A 20307-nucleotide genomic window follows, 5' to 3' on the forward strand; every position below is an offset into this window, starting at 1 on the left:
CTCCTTCAGAACAGGAAATAACGCTGGGCCAGCGGCAGTTCGCTGGCCGGTTCGCACACCAGCAACTCGCCATCGGCGCGCACCTGGTAAGTCTGGGCATCGACCTCGATCAACGGTTGCAGGCCGTTATGCACCATGTCGGCCTTGCGCACTCGGCGACAGCCGCGGGTGACCCCGATCAGGCTGCGCAGCCCGAGCTCCTCGGCCAGCCCACGGTCCATGGCGGCCTGGGGCAGGAAAGTCATGCGCGTGGCGTGGCGAGCTGCACCGAAGCTTGCGTACATCGGGCGGTAGTGCACCGGCTGCGGGGTCGGGATCGAGCCGTTGATATCGCCCATGGGCGCCGTGACGATCAGGCCGGCCTTGATCACCGCCGACGGCTTGACACCGAAGAACGCTGGCGACCAGACCACCAGGTCGGCCAGCTTGCCCACCTCCACCGAACCGACCTCGTGCGCGATGCCATGGCTCAGCGCCGGATTGATGGTGTACTTGGCGATGTAGCGCTTGACCCGGAAGTTGTCGCTGTAGCTGCTGTCCGGCGCCAGGGGCCCACGACGCACCTTCATCTGGTGGGCCACCTGCCAGGTCCGCAGCACCACTTCGCCGACCCGGCCCATGGCCTGGGAGTCGGACGACGTCATGGAGAACGCGCCCATGTCGTGGAGGATGTCCTCGGCGGCGATGGTCTCACGGCGGATACGCGACTCGGCAAAGGCCACGTCTTCGGCAATGCTCGGGTCCAGGTGGTGGCAGACCATGAGCATGTCCAGGTGCTCATCCACGGTGTTGATGGTGTAGGGCAACGTCGGGTTGGTCGAGGACGGCAGCACGTTGGCCTGCCCCGCCGCGCGAATGATGTCCGGCGCATGACCACCGCCCGCCCCTTCGGTATGGAAGGTATGGATGGTGCGATCGCCACTCGCTGCCAGGGTGTCCTCGATGCAGCCGGATTCGTTGAGCGTATCGCTGTGGATCGCGACCTGGATGTCCATCTCTTCGGCCACGCTCATGCAGCAATCGATGGCCGCCGGCGTCGAACCCCAGTCTTCGTGCAATTTCATGCCCATGGCACCGGCGGCGATCTGCTCGCGCAGCGGTTCGGGCTTGGAGACGTTGCCCTTGCCGAGAAAACCGATGTTGATCGGCAAGCTGTCGGCAGCCTGGAGCATGCGCGCCAGGTACCAGGGCCCCGGCGTACAGGTGGTGGCGTTGGTACCGGTCGCCGGACCGGTGCCGCCGCCGATGAAGGTAGTGACGCCGCTGGTCAGGGCTTCATCCACCTGCTGCGGGGAGATGAAGTGGATGTGTGTGTCGATGCCGCCTGCGGTGACGATCTTGCCCTCGGCGGCGATCACTTCCGTCGCTGCGCCGACCGGGATGGTGACGCCGGGTTGAATGTCCGGGTTGCCCGCCTTGCCGATGGCGACGATACGCCCCCCGCGCACGCCGATGTCGGCCTTGACGATCCCCCAATGATCGATGATCAGCGCATTGGTCAGCACCAGGTCCACGGCTTCGGCGGCCAGCATCTGGCCCTGCCCCATGCCATCGCGAATGACCTTGCCACCACCGAACTTGACCTCCTCGCCATAGATCGTAAAGTCCTTCTCGACTTCGACCCACAGCGCCGTATCGGCCAGGCGCACGCGGTCGCCGACGGTGGGCCCGAACATATCGGCGTAGGCCCGACGGGAAATACGGCTCATGCCTTGCCCTCCAGCGCGCCCATCACCTTGCCCTGGAAGCCATACACTTCCCGCTTGCCGGCGTAGGCCACCAACTGCACGGTACGTGACTGACCAGGCTCGAAACGCACGGCGGTGCCGGCGGGGATGTCCAGGCGAAAACCCCGTGCTGGTTCGCGCTCGAACACCAGCGCATCGTTGACTTCGTAGAAGTGGTAGTGCGAGCCGACCTGCACCGGGCGGTCGCCATGATTGGCAACGCTGACGCTGACCGTTTCACGGCCGACATTGAGTTCGATGTCGCCTGCGGCGACCTGGATTTCTCCGGGAATCATGAATGCCTCCTGGGCAGCGTCAGACGATAGGCTCGTGGACCGTCACAAGCTTGGTGCCATCGGGGAAGGTCGCTTCCACCTGGACGTCGGGGATCAGCTCCGGCACACCCTCCATGACCTGGTCACGGCTGAGCACCTCGCGGCCCAGGCTCATCAGTTCGGCAACCGTGCGACCGTCACGCGCGCCCTCCATCACTGCGGCGCTGATCAGTGCCACAGCTTCCGGGTAGTTGAGCTTCAGTCCACGGGCCAGGCGGCGCTCGGCGACCAGCGCGGCCGTGAACAGCAGCAGTTTGTCTTTCTCTCTCGGGGTCAGCTCCATGGGAGGCTCTCTCAGGTGGCCCAGATGCGCGGCGGGCTCGGCGCCAGGCCCAGGACGGCCGGGCGCAACAGATGCCAGAGGCGCTGCAGGGTGCGTTGCACATGTTGGTTGTCGTTATCGAGCAGGCGAATCACCAGCAACGGCCCGAGCAGGGTCGCGCCAGCCGGAGTGTCCACGTCGTCGAGCACCTGGCGTACCTGCTCGAGCAGGTGCGTATCGGCAGGTGCGGCGCAGAAGGTCGCGACCAGCGGATAACCGCCGAGTTTTTCCAGATGCCCGCCCTCTACGCGCAAGCGCTCGTGGAGCCCCGGCTCGTGGGGCAGCTCTACCTGCAGTCGGCTGTCGAGGGCGCCATGATCGAAGCGCTCGTTCATCACCGGACGGCCCAGGCACAAGGTTTCCCAGGCCAGCAGGCGAGCGCCGGGTTCAAGGGTGAAACGGCTGTCGAGCCGGGCCCGGGCGCCGTCGAAGAAGATGCTGTCGTGAGGCAGCCATTCCAGCGTGCTGTCAGCCGCCAGGTGGAAGCGTTGCGCCAGCTGCGCGGTCGGACCGATGCTGCGGTAGAACTTGCTCGCGCCAGGCATGGTCAGCAGCGCGTGGCTGCCAGGCTCCAGATGGATATCGAGTTCGAGCCGGTCACCTGCGACGATGCCGCCGGGCGGGTGAAGGATGTAGACATGACACGGCGCGCCTTCAGGATAGAACGGGCGCTGCACCAAAAGAGGGCCGTAATGTTTGCGCGCACCAAGGCGAGTCACGTCCCCGCGCTTGACGAAGCGCAATTGCAGGTGAGCACTCCAGCCGCTATCGCCTTCAGATTGTTCGAATTGTTGCGCGGACGACATCCTGCAGCCCCTGAAATCCGTGGTGTGGCTAAATATTGGCTGATCTGTCGCGTTTACCTACGATGGGGTACGCAATGACCGCTTGTCTGAATTGCTGAACTGATATAGCAGGTTGCGGGCCAACTCCGCAGATGAACGAAGATGAAATTTTTCGGTCGCCGCTCCGGGATAGGGCGCCGCGCACAACCAAGGAGCGGCCTTGAGCCCGGTTTCGGTGCTTATGGGCCCAGGGGCTGCGTCAGTGGCTGCAGAGTGCTTCAAGCAGGCTTACCCGCGAAAACGGCACCGCGATATTCGCCACGGCGCTGCGACAATCGACCACACCAACACCGCCACCCTCCCCGCCATCCGAATGGTAGATTCGCGGCCATGAAAACCACCCGTCGGACACGTTCGCTGACCGCCTGGACGCTCTATGCCAGCGTTCTGTTCAGCCTGTTGCTCTGTGGCCTGCACCACGGCCAGATGAGCGGCCTGCGTCTGTCGGGCCTGGACGGTGGTTTCTGCGCCCTCGACAGTACCGGCAAAGGCCCGGCCATCGACCTGGGCGACAGCAACAGCGACCAGCACATGGCCCAGCTCGATTGCCCGGTGTGCTCCTCCTTTGCACTGGCCGTGCCGCTGACCGGTAGCCTGTGGTCATTCCCAGCAGCACACAGCGGCCCCCCCTCGCCGATCATCGTGCGCAGTTGGGCGCAGCCGCCGCCGCGCTACCTGCGCCCCGCCATCCCGCCCCGCGCATCCCCTTCCTATTTCCCCGCAGCAGCGCCCCTCGCCTGACCCCAGGCGGGCACGCCCGTGCCCGCGGGTCAGCCATGACCTTTGCGTGGAATCACTACAACATGATCCGCAACACTTCTCTGGTGCTCCTGATGGGCACCACCTGCACCTGTGCCTGGGCTGACGTCGCCCCCGTGCAACTCGACGCCACCACCATCGACGCCGAACAGCAGGCGCCTTCCGGCGTGCAACTGGACGAACCGATCCGTACCGGCTCGCGCCTGGGCCTCACCGCACGGCAGACACCCGCTTCGGTCAGCGTCTCGGACCGCCGGGTAATCGAGCAGCGTGACGCCAAGGACAGCCAAGACGTGATCAACGCCATGACCGGCGTCAACGCCTCGGCCAACCCCGGCTACGGTGGTTTCGTCGCCTACCGTGGCTTCACCCAGAACCAGGTGACCCAGCTCTACAACGGCATCAACCTGGGCTACAGCAGCGCCACCCGTCCGGTGGATGCCTGGGTGCTGGATAGGGTCGAGCTGCTCGGCGGACCGTCGTCGTTCCTGCATGGCGCCGGTGCCGTGGGTGGCTCGATCAACTACATCACCAAGCTCGCCAGCCGCGAAGCGCAAACCCTCGATGGGCGCATCCGCTACGGCAGCTACGACGACTCGGAAGTCGCCTTCGGCATCAACCAGGCCCTGGCCGAGAACCCCGCCGATGCCCGTCACTTCGCGCGCCTGGACTTCAGCCACAGCCAGGGTAATGGCTACATTGACCGCAACCAGCGCAACACCGACAGCCTGGCCTTCTCGTTGCTCAGCGACCTCACGCCCAACCTCACCCACACCCTGGCCCTGGAGTACCAGGAAGACAAAGAGGACAGCCCCTACTGGGGTTCGCCCATCCTGCCGGGGCGCAGCACCATGAAGATCGACAAGAGCCGACGCTTCGAGAACTACAACGTCGCCGACGGACGCTACGAGCAGCGAGTGCGCTGGCTGCGCTCGATCCTCGATTACCAGGTGAGCGACAGCACCAGCGTGCAGAACACCCTCTACCACTACAATGCCCAGCGTGATTACCGCAATCTTGAAAGCTACCGCTACAACAGCGCCGGCAACGTGGTGCGCTCCAGCCCCTACCTGCAGCGCCACCAACAGAGCGTGATCGGCGATCGCGTCGAGCTGCGCCACGACAACAGCCTGTTCGGGCTGAGCAGCCAGTGGTCGCTGGGGCTGGACTGGTCGAGCATGCACCAGACCCTGTACCCGACCTCGGGCAGCTACAGCGACGTGGTCGATCCGGATCACTTCGACCCCGGCAGCTTCTACGACATTCCAGGCGTCAATCGCGGCCTGACCAAACAACGACGCAACGAGGTGCTCAATCGCGCACTGTTCGCCGAGAACCGCCTGCAACTGACCGACCGCCTGGCCCTGCTGACGGCCCTGCGCTACGACTACCTGGACATGCAGGTCACCAACTATGGCCCGGTCAGCCCCAGCTCGCCGGCCTACTTCGAGCGCCGCTGGGAGCCGCTGTCCGGGCGCGTAGGCCTGACCTACGAGCTGACGCCGACAGCCAGTGTCTACCTGCAGTACAGCAACTCCGCCGACCTGCCAGCCGGTTCGCTGGCATCGGCGACCTATTCCAACGTCGGCTTGTTCGACTTGTCCAAGGGCGAGCAGTGGGAGGCCGGCAGCAAGTTCGACTTCCTTGACGGACGCGGCGCCGCCACCGTGGCGGTCTACCAGATCGTGCGCAAGGATTTCGCGGTGCGTGACTCCAACGACCCCAACCTGACGGTGCAGGCGGGCCAGCAGACCTCGCGCGGTATCGAGCTGTCCGGGCGCCTGCAGGTCACGCCCAAGCTGTTGGCCGAGGCCAACTACGCCTATGTCGATGCCCGATACGATGAATTCAACGAAGCGGTGGGCGGCGTGTCGGTATCTCGCAAAGGCAATGCGCCGGTCAACGTGCCGGCCAACGTCGCCAACCTGTGGTTCAGCTATGCCTTCACTCAAGACTGGTCGGCCGGCGTGGATGCTCGCTACGTAGACTCGGTCTACGCCGACAACGCCAACAGCTTGAAGGCCCCCTCCTACACTCTGTTCGGCGCTTTCGCCCGCTATCGTCTGGACCAACACACCACCCTCACCGGTCGCGTACGCAACCTCACCGATGAGGTGTATGCCAAGCAGGCTTATGGGCAGCAGTACTACATGGGCGCGCCGCGCACCTTCGAGGTGGCAATGGATGTGAAGTTCTAGCGCGACACTACGCGCAGAGCAAAGCGTCTGAAAGCTGGCGTGCCCCCTGTGGGAGCGCGCCAGCTTGATGCTCGCAAGGGTGGGTACGCTACAGCGGTCGATCCGACGCCAACAAGCGCTCGAGCCCCTGCCACTCATGCTCGCTGACCGCCACGCCTTGGCGCTGCGAAACCGCCCGCTCCCTGAACCGCCGCTCCCCCGGCAAACGCGACAACCCCGCCGCGTGCATCTGCTCCACCAATGCACGACTGCGCTCGGCAAAACGCCCACCTTCGGCCTTGCTCGGGTCGATGACAATGATCAACTGCCCGGTCCAGGGGGTCTTGGCGCCTGGATGTTGCGACCAGTCGAACTCCCAAGAAAAATGCCCGCCCGTCAGCGCCGCCGCGAGTAGTTCGACCATCATCGACAGCGCCGAGCCCTTGTGCCCACCGAACGGCAGCAAGGCGCCGCCTTCGAGAATTGCCTTGGGATCGGTGGTCGACTCACCTTCGGCATCGACGCCGACACCTGGCGGCAATTGCTCACCCTGGCGCGCAGCGATCTGTACATCGCCATGGGCCATGGCACTGGTGGCCATGTCGAAGACGATCGGGGCAAGCCCCTGGCACGGCGCCGCAAAGGCGATGGGATTGGTGCCGAACAACGGTTTGCGCGCGCCGTGGGGCACCACGCAGGTCATGCTGTTGACCACACTCAATGCAACCAGGCCCTCTTCGGCAAAGGGTTCCACATCTGGCCAGAGCGCCGCGAAATGGTGGGAGTTATGGATAGCCAGCACGGCAATACCCGCCTGCCGCACCTTCTCCACCAACAGCGTGCGTGCCGCCGCCAGGGCTGGCTGGGCGAAACCGCCCCTGGCATCGACCCGCACGAAGCCTGGAGCGACATCCGTGACCTCGGGCACCGCAGCGCCATCGACCCAGCCGCTGGCCAGGGTCGAGACATAACCCGGCATGCGGAACACACCATGACTGTGCGCACCATCGCGCTGGGCGCTGGCGCAGTTGGCGGCCAGCACTGCCGCCACTGCCTCGCTGCATCCATGACGCTGGAAGATCTGCTGCAACCGCTCCTGCAACTGCGCAAGAGGAACACGTACGACAGGACCTGTGGACGGTGCGGACATCTGAAGCTCCCTTTATTGGATTTGGAATGGCGATGGCCCAGGGCACTGCCCGCCACTCTTCCCTCGGCGAGGGTGTGCTGTCAAATCCGGCAAGCGCCGCAAACGCCAGGTTTATTGCAGCGCTGCAAAGACCCGACTGCATCGTTAAATATTATTGACCTACGCCCCTGCCAAAGCCTTGTCGGCTCAGGCTTGCAGCAGTTAGAGCCCCCGAAAATAGGCCAATTGCCCCATGAAGCCGACGCGCCAGTCGTTTGACATATTAAACGGCTCTGGCAAGCTATGAAGCATGTCCCGACCGGTTCCGCGGCCTTCAAGCCGCGCCGGCAGTGCTCGGGACCACAGGTCACGCATCAAGGGCCCAAGGCCGCGGACCTGCACAACAACGACAGGTAAAACCTGTCCCAAGGTGACATATGTCCAACAGCAACATTGGCAACAAGCAACCCTCCCTGCGCAAACCCATCGTCCTGATGACCATGGGCAGCCAAGAGCGCAAAGGTCACGACTACCAGGTCATGACCCATAAATACATCACCCCGCTGGTCGATTTCGCCGACTGCGTTCCGGTCCTGGTCCCGACCTGCTGCGGCACCGACGCCCTCGAGGCATACCTGGACATGGCCGACGGCATCTACCTGACCGGCGCCGGCAGCAATATCGATCCGGCTCTCTATGGCCAGGAGAACGAAACCCCTGGCAAGGCCCAGGACAAGGATCGCGACCTGTTCGACATCCCTCTGGTGCAACTGGCTATCGCCCGCGGCCTGCCGATCTTCGGCATCTGTCGTGGCATGCAGGAAATCAACGTAGCCCTGGGTGGTGACATCTACCAGAAGGTCTACGCCGAACCAGGCTTCAACGACCATCGCGAAAACCCTGAAGACCCGGTCGATGTGCAGTACGCCGCCTCCCACGGGGTGAAGATCAAACCCGGCAGTTGGCTGCGCGAAACCCTGGGCACCGACGAGATCCGCGTGAACTCGCTGCACGGTCAGGGCCTGCGCAACCTGGGTGAAGGCATCGAGCCGATCGCCCACGCCGAAGATGGCCTGGTCGAGGCCATTCATGCACCGAGCATTTCGCCCTTCCTGTTCGCGGTGCAGTGGCACCCCGAGTGGCAAGCAGCGAAAAACCCGGATTCGATCAAGATGTTCCAAGCCTTCGGCGACGCTTGTCGCGCCCAGGTCCGCAAGTCCCAGGCCAGCAAACGCCACCAGGCGGCCTGACCCCTCTTCGTTAGCTTTGATCGCGGGGCGGCGCAAGGTCGCCCCCGCTTCCCCGGTCACCCTCTGCTGGTCCCAGAACACCTCCCGTGGAAGCGGGCGGCGGGCTTGTGCCTGTCTCCGCGATCTTTTTTTCCTGAAGACATACGATGACTGATCGACCGCAGTGCACGATCGGCCGTTTCGGTTGGCTGTTGCGGCGCTATCGCGGGACGAGCCCGCTCCCACAAAAGCGCAGTTCCAGGTGATCCGCCGGCAGCTGCCGCTCACCGCGACAGGGCCCAGCGGATAGGCATCGCTGCAAAAATTTCTCGGGCAGGGCTAGTCATCGTACAAGTTGTACGATAACTTACCTCTCATCTTGGTACACCTTCTTACCCAAGCGCCCACAGGATGCCTACAACAATGAATCCACAAGAACTGAAATCCATCCTCTCCCACGGCCTGCTGTCGTTCCCTGTCACCGACTTCAACGCCCAGGGCGACTTCAACCCCGCCGGCTACATCAAGCGCCTGGAATGGCTGGCCCCCTATGGTGCCAGCGCACTGTTCGCCGCCGGTGGCACCGGTGAATTCTTTTCCCTTGCTGCCAGCGAATACAGCCAGGTGATCAAGACCGCCGTCGATACCTGCGCCACCTCCGTACCAATCCTGGCTGGCGTGGGCGGTGCTACCCGCCAGGCCATCGAGTACGCCCAGGAAGCCGAGCGCCTGGGTGCCAAAGGTCTGCTGCTGCTGCCGCACTACCTCACCGAAGCCAGCCAGGACGGCGTAGCCGCCCACGTTGAGGCCGTGTGCAATTCGGTGAAGATCGGTGTGGTGGTCTACAACCGCAACGTCTGCCGCCTGAACGCTGCACAGCTCGAAAAACTGGCTGAGCGCTGCCCGAACCTGATCGGCTACAAGGATGGCCTGGGTGATATCGAGCTGATGGTGTCGATTCGTCGCCGCCTGGGCGATCGCTTCAGCTACCTGGGTGGCCTGCCGACCGCCGAGGTGTATGCTGCGGCTTACAAGGCGCTGGGCGTGCCGGTCTACTCCTCGGCCGTGTTCAACTTCGTCCCCAAGACCGCAATGGACTTCTACAACGCCATCGCCCGCGACGACCACGCCACGGTCGGCAAGTTGATCGATGACTTCTTCCTGCCATACCTGGACATCCGCAACCGCAAGGCCGGTTACGCCGTGAGCATCGTCAAGGCCGGCGCCAAGCTTGCTGGCTACGATGCAGGCCCGGTACGCACCCCGCTGACCGACCTCACCGGCGAAGAGTATGAAATGCTCGCCGCCCTGATGGACAAGATGGGCCCGCAATAAGCGCAGCCCCGCGGCCTGCCAATGCCGCTGCCGGAGTGCCACCCGCGCTCCGGCCCACAATCCGAATGCCCCGCACAACAATAAATAGTGGGAGAACACCAGCATGCAAGCGACGAAAAAGACGCATGTACGCTACCTGATCCTGTTCATGCTGTTCCTGGTGACCACGATCAACTATGCCGACCGCGCCACCATCGCCATCGCCGGTTCAAGCCTGCAGAAGGATCTGGGCATCGACGCGGTCACCCTCGGTTACATCTTCTCCGCCTTCGGCTGGGCCTACGTGGCCGGGCAGATTCCCGGCGGCTGGTTGCTCGACCGCTTCGGTTCGAAGAACGTCTACGCATTCAGCATCTTCACCTGGTCGCTGTTCACCTTGCTGCAAGGTTTTGTCGGCGGCCTGCCGGTGGCCTGGGCGGTCGTCACCCTGTTCACCCTGCGCTTTCTGGTCGGTTTCGCCGAAGCCCCGTCGTTCCCGGGCAATGCCCGGATCGTTGCGGCCTGGTTCCCCACCGCCGAACGCGGCACCGCTTCGGCGATCTTCAACTCGGCGCAGTACTTCGCCACCGCGCTGTTCGCACCGCTGATGGGCTGGATCGTGTTCACCTTCGGCTGGGAGCATGTGTTCGTGGTCATGGGCGCCCTTGGCATCCTGTTCTCGATGGTATGGATGAAGACCATCTACAACCCTCGCCAGCACCCACGCATCAGCCAGGCCGAACTCGAGCACATCGAGCAGAACGGCGGCCTGGTGGACATGGACCAGAAACGCAGCAACGACGGCCCGAAATGGGGCTACATCAAGCAACTGCTGACCAGCCGCATGCTGCTGGGCGTGTACCTGGGCCAGTACTGCATCAACGCCATCACCTACTTCTTCCTGACCTGGTTCCCGGTGTACCTGGTGCAGGAGCGTGGCATGACCATCCTCAAGGCCGGCTTCATCGCCTCCTTGCCGGCCATCTGCGGCTTCATCGGTGGGGTGCTGGGCGGGGTGCTGTCGGACTGGCTGCTGCGCCGCGGCAACTCGCTGACCTTCTCGCGCAAGCTGCCCATCGTCTGCGGCCTGTTGCTGTCGACCACCATGGTCTTCTGCAACTACGTCGACGCCGAGTGGATGGTGGTCGGCTTCATGACCCTGGCCTTCTTCGGCAAAGGCATCGGCGCCCTGGGCTGGGCCGTGGTCGCCGACACCTCGCCCAAACAGATCGCGGGGCTCTCGGGTGGCCTGTTCAACACCTTCGGCAACATCGCGTCGATCACCACGCCGATCGTCATCGGCTACATCATCAGCGCCACCGGCTCGTTCAAATGGGCGCTGGTGTACGTGGGCGCCAATGCGCTGGTAGCGGTATTCAGCTACCTGGTGATCGTCGGCCCGATCAAGCGCATCGAGCTCAAGGAAGAAGCCGGGCCGCAAGCGGCGCCGAACGCCGAACTGGCCGGCTCGCGCCAGTGACCTGAAGCACGCCGACGCCCCGCAGCGGGCGTCGGTAGCCGGATAAAAGCCTGAAAGAAATGACAAGAAGGGCCTGACCATGCAGTTGATCGAACATTCCGAGTCGCCCCGCTACGTCCGCCTGCACGATGACGACAATGTCGTGGTGGTGGTCAATGACGGTGGCCTGGGCGAAGGTGCGCGCTTCGCCGATGGCCTGACCCTGGTCGAGGGCGTGCCGCAAAGCCACAAGGTCGCCACCGTCGATATCCACAAGGGCGAGCCTGTACGCCGCTATGGACAGATCATCGGTTATGCCCTGCAAGACCTGCGTCAGGGCAGCTGGGTTCAGGAAACCCAGTTATCGATGCCCGCCGCCCCCGAACTCGACAGCCTGCCGCGCTGCGACGCAGTGCCCGCGGCCCTGCCACCACTTGAAGGCTTTACCTTCGAAGGCTATCGCAACGCCGACGGCACCGTCGGTACCCGCAACATCCTCGGCATCACCACCACCGTGCAATGCGTGACCGGCGTGCTCGACCATGCGGTCAAACGCATCCGCGACGAGCTGCTGCCCAAGTACCCCAACGTCGATGACGTGGTCGCCCTCACCCACAGCTACGGCTGTGGCGTGGCGATCAATGCGCGTGACGCCTATATCCCCATCCGCACCGTGCGCAACCTGGCGCGCAACCCCAACCTGGGCGGCGAAGCCCTGGTCATCAGCCTGGGTTGCGAAAAGCTGCAGGCCGGCCAGGTGATGCACGAAGACGACCCGTCCGTGGACCTCAGCGAGCCCTGGTTGTATCGCCTGCAGGACGCTTCGCTGGGTTTCGTCGAGATGATCGAACAGATCATGCAGCTGGCTGAAACCCGCTTGAAGAAGCTCGACCAGCGCCGTCGCGAAACGGTGCCGGCCAGTGAGCTGATCCTGGGCATGCAGTGCGGCGGCAGCGACGCTTTCTCGGGCATCACCGCCAATCCGGCGCTGGGCTATGCCGCCGACCTGCTGGTGCGCGCCGGTGCCACGGTGATGTTTTCGGAGGTCACCGAGGTCCGCGATGCCATCTACATGCTCACCTCCCGCGCCGAAACCCCGGAAGTGGCCGAAGCGCTGGTACGCGAAATGGACTGGTACGACCGCTACCTGCAACAGGGTGCAGCCGACCGCAGCGCCAACACCACGCCGGGCAACAAGAAAGGCGGGCTCTCGAACATCGTCGAAAAGTCCCTGGGCTCGATCGTCAAGTCCGGCAGCGCTGCGATCCAGGGCGTGGTCGGCCCAGGCGAGCGCGTCGCACGCAAAGGCCTGATCTTCTGCGCGACGCCGGCCAGCGACTTCGTCTGCGGCACCCTGCAACTGGCAGCGGGAATGAACCTGCACGTGTTCACCACGGGTCGCGGCACACCTTACGGGCTGGCCATGGCCCCCGTGGTCAAGGTCTGCACCCGCAGCGAACTGGCCCAGCGCTGGCCCGACCTGATCGACATCGATGCCGGGCGCATCGCCAGCGGTCGAGCAAGCATCGAAGAGCTGGGCTGGGAGCTGTTCCACTACTACCTGGACGTTGCCAGTGGCCGCAAGCAGACCTGGGCCGAGCGGCACAAGCTGCACAACGACATCACCCTGTTCAACCCGGCACCGATTACCTGACAGCGTTCTCTCTGTGGGAGCGGGTTTACCCGCGAACACCGGCGCCGCCGGTGCCATACACCGAGTCGTCTGCTTCGCGGGTGAACCCGCTCCCACTGGGGGGCAAGCGAACCCGCCCAGACAACATTATTCCTTCAGCGACTACAGGAGCACCCCATGCCTGAGATCCTCGGCCACAACTTCATCGCCGGCCAGCGCAGTGCCGCCGGCCAGCAGCGCCTGCAGAGCCTGGACGCCACCACGGGCGAGGCCCTGCCCTACAGCTTCATGCAAGCTACCGAAGACGAAGTCGATCAAGCCGCCAAAGCCGCTGCCGCCGCCTTCGCCGAGTTCCGCCAGTTGCCGCCAGCCCGTCGCGCCGAGTTCCTCGACGCCATTGCCGCCGAGCTGGATGAGCTGGACGACAGCTTCGTCGCTATCGTTTGCCGCGAAACCGCCTTGCCCGCTGCACGCATTCAGGGCGAGCGCGGCCGTACCAGCGGGCAAATGCGCCTGTTCGCCCAAGTGCTGCGCCGGGGTGATTTCCTCGGTGCCCGTATCGACCTCGCGCTGCCGGACCGTCAACCCCTGCCACGGGTCGACCTGCGCCAGATGCGCATCGGCGTAGGCCCGGTGGCGGTGTTCGGTGCCAGCAACTTCCCGCTGGCCTTTTCCACCGCAGGCGGCGACACCGCAGCTGCGCTGGCCGCCGGCTGTCCGGTGGTGTTCAAGGCGCACAGCGGCCACATGGCCACCGCCGACCTGGTGGGTTGCGCCATCGTCCGTGCCGCCGAACGCACCGGCATGCCCAAGGGCGTGTTCAACATGGTCTTCGGCGGCGGTGTGGGCGAGTGGCTGGTCAAGCACCCGGCCATCCAGGCGGTCGGCTTCACCGGCTCGCTCAAGGGCGGCGACGCCCTGTGCCGCATGGCCGCCGAACGTCCACAGCCGATCCCGGTATTCGCCGAGATGTCGAGCATCAACCCGGTGATCGTGCTGCCTGGCGCATTGGCCAAACGCGGCGAGACCATCGCCCGTGAACTGGCAGGCTCCGTGTGCCTGGGCGCCGGTCAGTTCTGTACCAACCCAGGGCTGGTGATCGGCCTGCAGTCGGCGCCGTTCAGCCAGTTGCTCGCCGACCTCGGCCAGCACCTGGCGCAGCAGGCTGGGCAGACCCTGCTCAATGCCGGGGGCCTGCGCAGTTATGTGAGCGGGCTGGAACACCTGCAAGCGCACGTCGGCATCGAGCACCTGGCCGGCCAGGCGCAGGTAGGCAGCCAGGCCCGCGCCCAGCTGTTCAAGGCCGACGCGCGCCTGCTGGTGGACGCCGACCCGCTGCTGCAGGAAGAAGTGTTCGGCCCCACCACCGTGGCGGTCGAAGTCAGTGACGATGCTCAGTTGCGCGCCGCGCTGCTGGGCCTGCGCGGCCAGCTCACGGCCACCCTGATCGGCGAACCTGAAGACTTCGAGGCCTATGCCTGGCTGGTGCCGCTGCTGGAAGAAAAAGTCGGACGGATTCTGGTCAACGGCTACCCGACCGGTGTGGAAGTGAGCGATGCCATGGTGCACGGCGGCCCCTACCCGGCCACCTCCGACGCCCGCGGTACTTCGGTCGGCACCCTGGCCATCGATCGCTTCCTGCGTCCGGTGTGCTACCAGAACTACCCGCAGGCCTTGCTGCCGAAGGCCCTGCAGGACGGCAACCCACTGGGGCTGCGACGCCTGGTCAATGGTCAGTGGAGCGACCGCGCGCTCTGACGCGCTTGTAGGAGCGGGCTTGCCCGCGAAAAAGATAGCGCGCTGCCTGGCACGGGCTACGCCCGTGTTCGCGGGCAAGCCCGCTCCCACAGGGATTGGGCTGGCTTCTAGATTTTGAGCAAGACAGTTGCCCCCACAGGGATTGGGCTGGTCTTTAGATTTTGAACAAGACAGTTGCCCTCACAGGGATTGGGCTGGTCTTTAGATTTTGAGCAAGACAGTTGCTCCTACAAGGACAAAGAGACAGCTTGCTATCACAACGCCAGGTGCAAGGGCCCGGATCCGTCAGCCGGCATGGCGCAGCAGATCAACGCCTCGTCCTGCGCCACGGCGAACTCCGGTGCCTCGGCATAGGTGACCGCCCCCTTGAGCACACGGGTCCGACAACTTCCGCATGACCCGCCACGGCAGCCAAAAGGTGGCTCGAGACCACGCTGCTCGGCCAGTTCCAGCAGCGAGCCATCCCCCGGGTTCCAGCGCGCCTCTTTCGCCGAGTCCATGAACATCACCGCAACCGACTCAGTGGCCACCGCCGGCAAGGCCGGCGCTGCCTGCTGTTCGCTGCGCGTGCGGCGCAGGCTCGATGGGCCGAAGGCCTCGGCGTGGATCCGTGCATCGTTGATATCCAGTGCGCGCAGGCCGTCGTACATCTGCTGCATGAACCCCTGCGGCCCGCACAGGTAGAAGTCGTAGTCGTCGAACGGCAGCAGCTCGCGCAACAGGTCGACGCCCAGACGCCCTTCGCGCTCATAATCCACGCCTGCTACCGCACCGCTGGCGTCGCTGAGCAGGCGCACATGCCTGAGCTTGCCCTCGGAGCCAGTCACCAGCGCTGCAAATTCGCTGGCAAAGGCCAGTTGTGCCCGGGTCGAGGCCGATTGAAACACCCAGGCCGGTCGGGCGTAGCGTGTACGCCGCCCCTCATTGACCAGGTGCCTGGCCATGGCCAAGACGGGGGTCACCCCTACGCCCGCGGCCAGCAAGACTACCGGACGGCGCACCGTCGCATCGAGGGTGAAGGCTCCGGCCGGCGCACGCGCCTCGATCAGGTCGCCGATCCTGACCTGCTCATGCAGGTGCCGAGAGACCACACCCTCGCGCTTGACGCTGATGCGCAGTGCATCATCGGCCGGCGCGCCAGACAGGGTGTAGGTGCGCACCAACGGCGCCTGCTCTCCAGGCAACCGTACCCGGATCGGCAGGTGCTGCCCCGCCTGGCGCACCGGCAAGCCCAGACCATCGTCGGGCGCCAGGTGGAACGAACGGATGTGCTCGCTCTCGTCGACGATCTGCGTTACCCGGTACGGACGCCAACTTTGCTGCAATGCCGCGGCCTCCAGGCGCGCCTGCATGTCTTCCCAACTGCCGGTCATCAACACATTGGGCGAGATGCCGTCATCCATGTCGACCCAGCGCAGCGCCAGCCCTCCCGGTCGGCGCACGATCCGCTCGGGGTAGAACCGCCACATGCGCTCGGCGCCGATGAAGGCGAGTGTCTGTGGATCGTCGACGATCACTTCGGTGCGCCCGGTCATCTGCAGCAGGTCGCCGCTGCGCATGTCGACGAACACCAGCCCGGCACGGGGGTTGAGCAGCATGTTGCCCAAAGTATTGAAGAACAGGTTGCCATTGAAATCAGGCACGCTCAGCGTGCCGTCGACGTCGATGTGGACGAAGCCAGGCTTGCCGCCACGGTGCGAGACGTCCACCTGGCGCACGCCATCGCGCACCACGTACGAGGCAACGTAGAAGGAGTCGGCGGCGGCCACCATGGCGCGGTCTGCTGCGTTTAGCTCGGTCGACTCGCTGGGCTCGCCGGGCGCGCTGTCATCGAAGACATAGCGGCGCAGATTGATATAGCGCGGGCAGTTGCCATAGGACTGGGTCGGCTCGATGGTAAAACCGCTGTCGTCTGCCCGGCGCACGAAGCCGTTCAGGCGATTGCGTCGGCGGGTGTGCAACTCGATGCCGAGCATGCCGACGCCGTCACCGTCCTCCAGCCCGGCATCCGCAGGATCGGCTGGCTCACGGGGCAGGTCCAGCAGCAGCCGGCGCGGATCGGGGGATTGCATGAAACCGGGCTGGCCGGTACGCAGCGTTGCCCACGGTTCGCCGTGCGGGTCGACGCTGCCGAGCACCACGAAAGGCAGTTGGGCATAGAACTCGCGGTGCTGGTCGGGCATGAAGTCACGCGACATCTGCACCTTGCCAATCCCCACCATGCGCTCGACCGCACCGACGCTGCGTTGCAGCGTAAGCTCGCCGTCGTGCCAGGGAGAGGGCTTGAGGTCCGACGGAGGCTGGTTCATGGTGGCACCTGAACGGTTGAGTGAGGGTGTATCAATCCTTACTCATTCGCCCGACACTTAGAATCACTGCAGGTGGCAATTGATTATTTCTCTTCAAGAAACAGTCGCGAGCCTTTCCCCGCCCACAAACGCACCGATGAGGGCGGGTTTAGCATATTGAAGCCTTTCAGACGCCCTGTGCTTCTGCCGCCTCATGCGCTTGGCGCAGCCGCTCGCGGCTGTTGCTCAGGTGCAGGCGCATGGCCATTTTCGCCCCTTCGCTGTCGCGTCGGGCAATGGCTTCATAGATGGCCTCGTGCTCATGGCTCAGGCGGCTCATGTAATGGGCCTGGTCATCATGGGCCAGGCGCGCCGAATTGAGCCGGGTGCGGGGAATGATGCTGGTACCCAGGTGATTGATGATGTCAGCGAAATAATGATTGCCGCTGGCCTGGGCGATGCGCAGGTGGAACTGGAAATCCGCCGAGACCGCATCGGAGGCATGCGCGGCGCCTTCGTTGATTTCGTCGAGCGCAGCACGCATGCCGGTCAGTTGTTCGTCGCTACGGCGCTGGGCGGCCAGCCCGGCCGACTCGATCTCCAGGGCGATGCGCAACTCCAGGACCGCCAGCACCTCGCGTAGGGTGACGATGGTCGCCGGGTCGATACGGAAACCGCCGGTGCTCGGCGCGTCGAGCACGAAGGTGCCGATGCCGTGGCGGGTCTCCACCTGGCCGGCGGCCTGCAGCCGCGAGATCGCCTCGCGCACCACCGTGCGGCTGACGCCCTCCTCGACCATGATCTGCGATTCGGTCGGCAGTTTGTCGCCACGCTTGAGTTGGCCGCTGCGAATACGTTCGGTCAGCACCGTGACCAATTCCTGCGCCAGACTGCGCGGTTTGCGTCGGGTCCGTGCCTGTAGCTGCTGCTCTGTCATGCCCTGTAGGTTTCATCGTGAAAAGACAGCCGTCATCATAGCTCATGCAGTTGTACGATCACATACATCCGCCAGGGTTTTCATCTCGCCGCCAAAGCCTTGTGCCGAACCGCCGAGGGCGCCTCGCCCATGACCCTGCGGTACATGCTGGAAAACGCACTGGGGCTGTCATACCCAAGGTCGAGGGCAACCCGGGTGACCGCCTCACCCGCTGCCAATCGCGTGACGGCTGCCATCAGGCAGGCTTGCTGGCGCCATTGTCCGAACGACAACCCGGTCTGCTCGCGAAAGCGCCGGCTGAATGTCCGCGGGCTCCAGTTCAGGTGCATCGCCCAGGCCTCGGCCGTCGTGCTGATCGAAGGCGCCGCGAGAAACGCCTGGCACAAGAGCGCCAGGCGCGGCTCCCCTGGCATCGGCGCGAACAGCGGCAGACACTCGGCGCTGCGCAGCTCATGCAGGATCAGGCCGACCAGTTGGCCATCGCGCCCCTGAGGGTCGTACAGCGCCGGCAGTTCGGCACTGGCCAGCAGCAACTGATGCAGCAGCGGCGTGACCAGCAGCGCCTCGCAGGCCTGTCCCAGCCTCGGCGCCGCAACGGCCTCGATGTACAAGCTGCGCGTGCTCACCCCTCGCATCAGTACCTGATGGGGCTTGCCCGACGGAATCCACACACCGCTGTAGGGTGGAACGACCCAGGCGCCATCGTCAGTCAGTACTTCCATCAAACCGCTCATGCCATAGAGGAACTGCGCACGCCGGTGCACGTGGCGTGGCAATAGCGTGCCAGGCGGATAATCGGTAGCGATCGCCAGCACCGGACGTGGCGTGGCATCGACCTGGCACAGCGGCACATTGCGCATGGGGATCTCCGTGGCTGAAACGCACGGATTATTGGCCAACACTCGAATGCTGGCCAGCCCTCGCCTCCCTACCCTGCATCTCCACTCCCCTGACAAAGGCTGGCGATCATGCTGTACCCCTTGCTCGGTGTCTTCGGCCTGTGTGCTGGCGTCACCACGCTGCTGTTCGGCTTCGGCGGCGGTTTCTTCGCCGTGCCCTTGCTCTATGCATTGCTGCTCACCCGCCATGCGGCGGGCTCCCCGGTGGCGCTGCACGCCATGCAGATCGCCGTGGCCACCTCGGCCATGCTGATGATCTTCAGCAGCGCCCTGGCCACTTGGCGGCACCAGCGCGCCGGCACGTTGCGCTGGGACCTGGTGCGCCCACTGGCTCCGGCCATCGCCCTCGGGGCAATGGCTGGCGCCTGGGCCGCCCTGTACCTGGACAGCACCTGGCTGCGTTGGCTGTTTATCGGCTACTTGCTGCTGAGCCTGCTCGATGCGTGGCTGCGTCCAGGTTTCATGCGCGTTGGCAACCAAGGTCCGGTGCCGCTGGGCAAGGCTGCGGCTGCCTTGGTCGGCCTGCCGATCGGCGCACTGGCAGCGCTGCTGGGGGTCGGCGGCAGCGTGATGACCGTGCCGCTGATGCGCAGGCGCGGCGCCAGCATGGGCACCGCCACAGCCATGGCCAACCCGCTGTCATTGCCCATGGCGCTGGCCGCCACCCTGGTTTATGCCCTGGTGCCGGCGCCAGGAGCGAACCTGGGTGCCGGGCTGCTGGGCTATATCGATCTGCGTGCGGCACTGGCAATGGCCGCAGGCGCCTGGCTCGGCATGCACCTGGCTGCGCCGCTGCTGGGCCGCCTGAGCGATACCCTGCATGCGCGGGCCTATCTGGCACTGCTGGCCTGCGTGCTGGTGGTGATGCTGGTGACCGGCCTCTGAGGGAAACAGCGGATAAGCGGCGCCACAAGGCTGCCCGTCGCCTGACGGCAAATTGCTGGCCCCCAGGCGCTGAAAGCGAAGGCAAACTCCCTTTTCCTTCAGACGCTTAGGACAGCAACATGCGGGTATTTCTAGCAACCCTGGCCAGCTGCGTGTTGGCGGCCACCGCATTCGGCGCCCAGGCCAGGCCGCTAAGCCAGAACGATCGCAGCGTGTGCGGCTGGGGCGCGCAGATCGCCTCGGAGGCGCAGCACGCCAAGCTCTCCGGCGTGACGCTTTATGCAGCGCGCAAGAAGCTGCAAGTGCGGCGCTTCGCCAAACCCTGGATGCGCATGACAGCGTTCGGCATCACCGAGCAAACCTACAACAGCAGCTCACGCCTGCCGCCGAAGGCCATCAAGCAGACCTACTACGAACAGTGCGTCCAGCACGCCGTAGCGCGCCGATAACCAACGCGGGCGGTTCATCAACAACCCCTGGTTCAACTGGCCTGGATGCCGACATCCGATATCGATGCCGGCATTTTCCCTACAGCGTGGGCGTGACAGCTCCGCTGCGACGCCCCCGCCCGATCCTGCCACTAGCGCAATCCACTTGATTTCTTGCCTGAT

Annotated in this window: 17 protein-coding genes; 9 read left to right on the forward strand and 8 right to left on the reverse strand. The window is 64.7% G+C overall.

Annotated features, from left to right (window positions below):
- Window positions 1–5: 5 nt before the first annotated feature.
- From ureC to APH44_RS00700, 4 genes are read right to left on the reverse strand one after another with little or no spacing between them, the layout of a single operon-like run.
- Window positions 6–1709 carry an urease subunit alpha gene (ureC, locus tag APH44_RS00685; protein ID WP_054890762.1) on the reverse strand — a complete coding sequence of 568 codons (1704 nt, stop codon included), beginning with the start codon at window positions 1707–1709 and terminating at the stop codon, window positions 6–8.
- A complete protein-coding gene (locus tag APH44_RS00690; RefSeq protein ID WP_054890763.1) occupies window positions 1706–2023 on the reverse strand; it encodes an urease subunit beta in 318 nt (105 codons plus the stop codon). Before APH44_RS00690 ends, ureC begins: the two co-directional genes overlap by 4 nt.
- Window positions 2024–2042: 19 nt before the next feature.
- Entirely contained in the window at window positions 2043–2345 is a 303-nt protein-coding gene (locus APH44_RS00695) for an urease subunit gamma (protein ID WP_054890764.1), read from the reverse strand.
- Between the two features lie 11 nt (window positions 2346–2356).
- Window positions 2357–3190: an urease accessory protein UreD gene (locus APH44_RS00700; RefSeq protein WP_054890765.1), complete on the reverse strand. Its 834-nt coding sequence runs from the start codon at window positions 3188–3190 to the stop codon at window positions 2357–2359.
- 369 nt (window positions 3191–3559) lie between these two features.
- Between APH44_RS00700 and APH44_RS00705 the strand changes: the two genes are divergently transcribed.
- Both APH44_RS00705 and APH44_RS00710 read left to right on the forward strand, forming a co-directional pair.
- On the forward strand, window positions 3560–3970 hold the full coding sequence (locus APH44_RS00705; RefSeq protein WP_054890766.1) for a DUF2946 family protein: 411 nt from the start codon (window positions 3560–3562) through the stop codon (window positions 3968–3970).
- Between the two features lie 62 nt (window positions 3971–4032).
- A complete protein-coding gene (locus tag APH44_RS00710; protein ID WP_054890888.1) occupies window positions 4033–6186 on the forward strand; it encodes a TonB-dependent siderophore receptor in 2154 nt (717 codons plus the stop codon).
- Window positions 6187–6274: 88 nt separating this feature from the next.
- Here APH44_RS00710 and APH44_RS00715 read toward each other — a convergent pair whose 3' ends face one another.
- Window positions 6275–7315: an Ldh family oxidoreductase gene (locus APH44_RS00715; RefSeq protein ID WP_054890767.1), complete on the reverse strand. Its 1041-nt coding sequence runs from the start codon at window positions 7313–7315 to the stop codon at window positions 6275–6277.
- A 416-nt stretch (window positions 7316–7731) separates the two neighbouring features.
- Here APH44_RS00715 and APH44_RS00720 point away from each other — a divergent pair, with 416 nt between their 5' ends.
- The 5 genes from APH44_RS00720 to APH44_RS00740 all read left to right on the forward strand — a co-directional run bounded on the left by APH44_RS00720 (window position 7732) and on the right by APH44_RS00740 (window position 14687).
- Entirely contained in the window at window positions 7732–8544 is an 813-nt protein-coding gene (locus APH44_RS00720) for a gamma-glutamyl-gamma-aminobutyrate hydrolase family protein (RefSeq protein WP_054890768.1), read from the forward strand.
- A gap of 402 nt (window positions 8545–8946) precedes the next feature.
- Window positions 8947–9858, forward strand: coding sequence for a 5-dehydro-4-deoxyglucarate dehydratase (kdgD, locus tag APH44_RS00725; RefSeq protein ID WP_054890769.1), 912 nt, complete (start codon window positions 8947–8949; stop codon window positions 9856–9858).
- A gap of 103 nt (window positions 9859–9961) precedes the next feature.
- Window positions 9962–11317, forward strand: a complete 1356-nt coding sequence (locus tag APH44_RS00730; protein ID WP_054890770.1) for an MFS transporter — start codon at window positions 9962–9964, stop codon at window positions 11315–11317.
- 79 nt (window positions 11318–11396) lie between these two features.
- Window positions 11397–12950 carry a galactarate dehydratase gene (gene garD, locus APH44_RS00735; protein WP_054890771.1) on the forward strand — a complete coding sequence of 518 codons (1554 nt, stop codon included), beginning with the start codon at window positions 11397–11399 and terminating at the stop codon, window positions 12948–12950.
- Between the two features lie 156 nt (window positions 12951–13106).
- The gene (locus APH44_RS00740; protein WP_054890772.1) at window positions 13107–14687 is read left to right on the forward strand and encodes an aldehyde dehydrogenase (NADP(+)); all 1581 of its coding nucleotides are present in this window, start codon (window positions 13107–13109) and stop codon (window positions 14685–14687) included.
- Window positions 14688–14941: 254 nt separating this feature from the next.
- Here APH44_RS00740 and APH44_RS00745 read toward each other — a convergent pair whose 3' ends face one another.
- The 3 genes from APH44_RS00745 to APH44_RS00755 all read right to left on the reverse strand — a co-directional run bounded on the left by APH44_RS00745 (window position 14942) and on the right by APH44_RS00755 (window position 18772).
- A complete protein-coding gene (locus tag APH44_RS00745) occupies window positions 14942–16996 on the reverse strand; it encodes a pyridoxamine 5'-phosphate oxidase family protein (protein WP_054890773.1) in 2055 nt (684 codons plus the stop codon).
- A gap of 166 nt (window positions 16997–17162) precedes the next feature.
- On the reverse strand, window positions 17163–17912 hold the full coding sequence (locus APH44_RS00750) for a FadR/GntR family transcriptional regulator (RefSeq protein WP_054890774.1): 750 nt from the start codon (window positions 17910–17912) through the stop codon (window positions 17163–17165).
- 80 nt (window positions 17913–17992) lie between these two features.
- A complete protein-coding gene (locus tag APH44_RS00755) occupies window positions 17993–18772 on the reverse strand; it encodes a helix-turn-helix domain-containing protein (RefSeq protein WP_054890775.1) in 780 nt (259 codons plus the stop codon).
- A gap of 108 nt (window positions 18773–18880) precedes the next feature.
- Here APH44_RS00755 and APH44_RS00760 point away from each other — a divergent pair, with 108 nt between their 5' ends.
- Together APH44_RS00760 and APH44_RS00765 are read left to right on the forward strand one after the other, a co-directional pair.
- The gene (locus APH44_RS00760; protein WP_216642243.1) at window positions 18881–19696 is read left to right on the forward strand and encodes a sulfite exporter TauE/SafE family protein; all 816 of its coding nucleotides are present in this window, start codon (window positions 18881–18883) and stop codon (window positions 19694–19696) included.
- A gap of 119 nt (window positions 19697–19815) precedes the next feature.
- Window positions 19816–20145, forward strand: a complete 330-nt coding sequence (locus APH44_RS00765; RefSeq protein WP_054890776.1) for a hypothetical protein — start codon at window positions 19816–19818, stop codon at window positions 20143–20145.
- Window positions 20146–20307 lie beyond the last annotated feature (162 nt).

It is taken from the genome of Pseudomonas sp. NBRC 111143, from assembly GCF_001320965.1.
Lineage (GTDB): Bacteria > Pseudomonadota > Gammaproteobacteria > Pseudomonadales > Pseudomonadaceae > Aquipseudomonas > Aquipseudomonas machongensis.

Excerpts from the sequence above, each read along its gene's own strand:
- ureC (WP_054890762.1), bottom strand. The coding sequence starts at position 1,709 with ATGAGCCGTATTTCCCGTCGGGCCTACGCCGATATGTTCGGGCCCACC.
- APH44_RS00690 (WP_054890763.1), bottom strand. The coding sequence starts at position 2,023 with ATGATTCCCGGAGAAATCCAGGTCGCCGCAGGCGACATCGAACTCAAT.
- APH44_RS00695 (WP_054890764.1), bottom strand. The coding sequence starts at position 2,345 with ATGGAGCTGACCCCGAGAGAGAAAGACAAACTGCTGCTGTTCACGGCC.
- APH44_RS00700 (WP_054890765.1), bottom strand. The coding sequence starts at position 3,190 with ATGTCGTCCGCGCAACAATTCGAACAATCTGAAGGCGATAGCGGCTGG.
- APH44_RS00705 (WP_054890766.1), top strand. The coding sequence starts at position 3,560 with ATGAAAACCACCCGTCGGACACGTTCGCTGACCGCCTGGACGCTCTAT.
- APH44_RS00710 (WP_054890888.1), top strand. The coding sequence starts at position 4,033 with ATGATCCGCAACACTTCTCTGGTGCTCCTGATGGGCACCACCTGCACC.
- APH44_RS00715 (WP_054890767.1), bottom strand. The coding sequence starts at position 7,315 with ATGTCCGCACCGTCCACAGGTCCTGTCGTACGTGTTCCTCTTGCGCAG.
- APH44_RS00720 (WP_054890768.1), top strand. The coding sequence starts at position 7,732 with ATGTCCAACAGCAACATTGGCAACAAGCAACCCTCCCTGCGCAAACCC.
- kdgD (WP_054890769.1), top strand. The coding sequence starts at position 8,947 with ATGAATCCACAAGAACTGAAATCCATCCTCTCCCACGGCCTGCTGTCG.
- APH44_RS00730 (WP_054890770.1), top strand. The coding sequence starts at position 9,962 with ATGCAAGCGACGAAAAAGACGCATGTACGCTACCTGATCCTGTTCATG.
- garD (WP_054890771.1), top strand. The coding sequence starts at position 11,397 with ATGCAGTTGATCGAACATTCCGAGTCGCCCCGCTACGTCCGCCTGCAC.
- APH44_RS00740 (WP_054890772.1), top strand. The coding sequence starts at position 13,107 with ATGCCTGAGATCCTCGGCCACAACTTCATCGCCGGCCAGCGCAGTGCC.
- APH44_RS00745 (WP_054890773.1), bottom strand. The coding sequence starts at position 16,996 with ATGAACCAGCCTCCGTCGGACCTCAAGCCCTCTCCCTGGCACGACGGC.
- APH44_RS00750 (WP_054890774.1), bottom strand. The coding sequence starts at position 17,912 with ATGACAGAGCAGCAGCTACAGGCACGGACCCGACGCAAACCGCGCAGT.
- APH44_RS00755 (WP_054890775.1), bottom strand. The coding sequence starts at position 18,772 with ATGCGCAATGTGCCGCTGTGCCAGGTCGATGCCACGCCACGTCCGGTG.
- APH44_RS00760 (WP_216642243.1), top strand. The coding sequence starts at position 18,881 with ATGCTGTACCCCTTGCTCGGTGTCTTCGGCCTGTGTGCTGGCGTCACC.
- APH44_RS00765 (WP_054890776.1), top strand. The coding sequence starts at position 19,816 with ATGCGGGTATTTCTAGCAACCCTGGCCAGCTGCGTGTTGGCGGCCACC.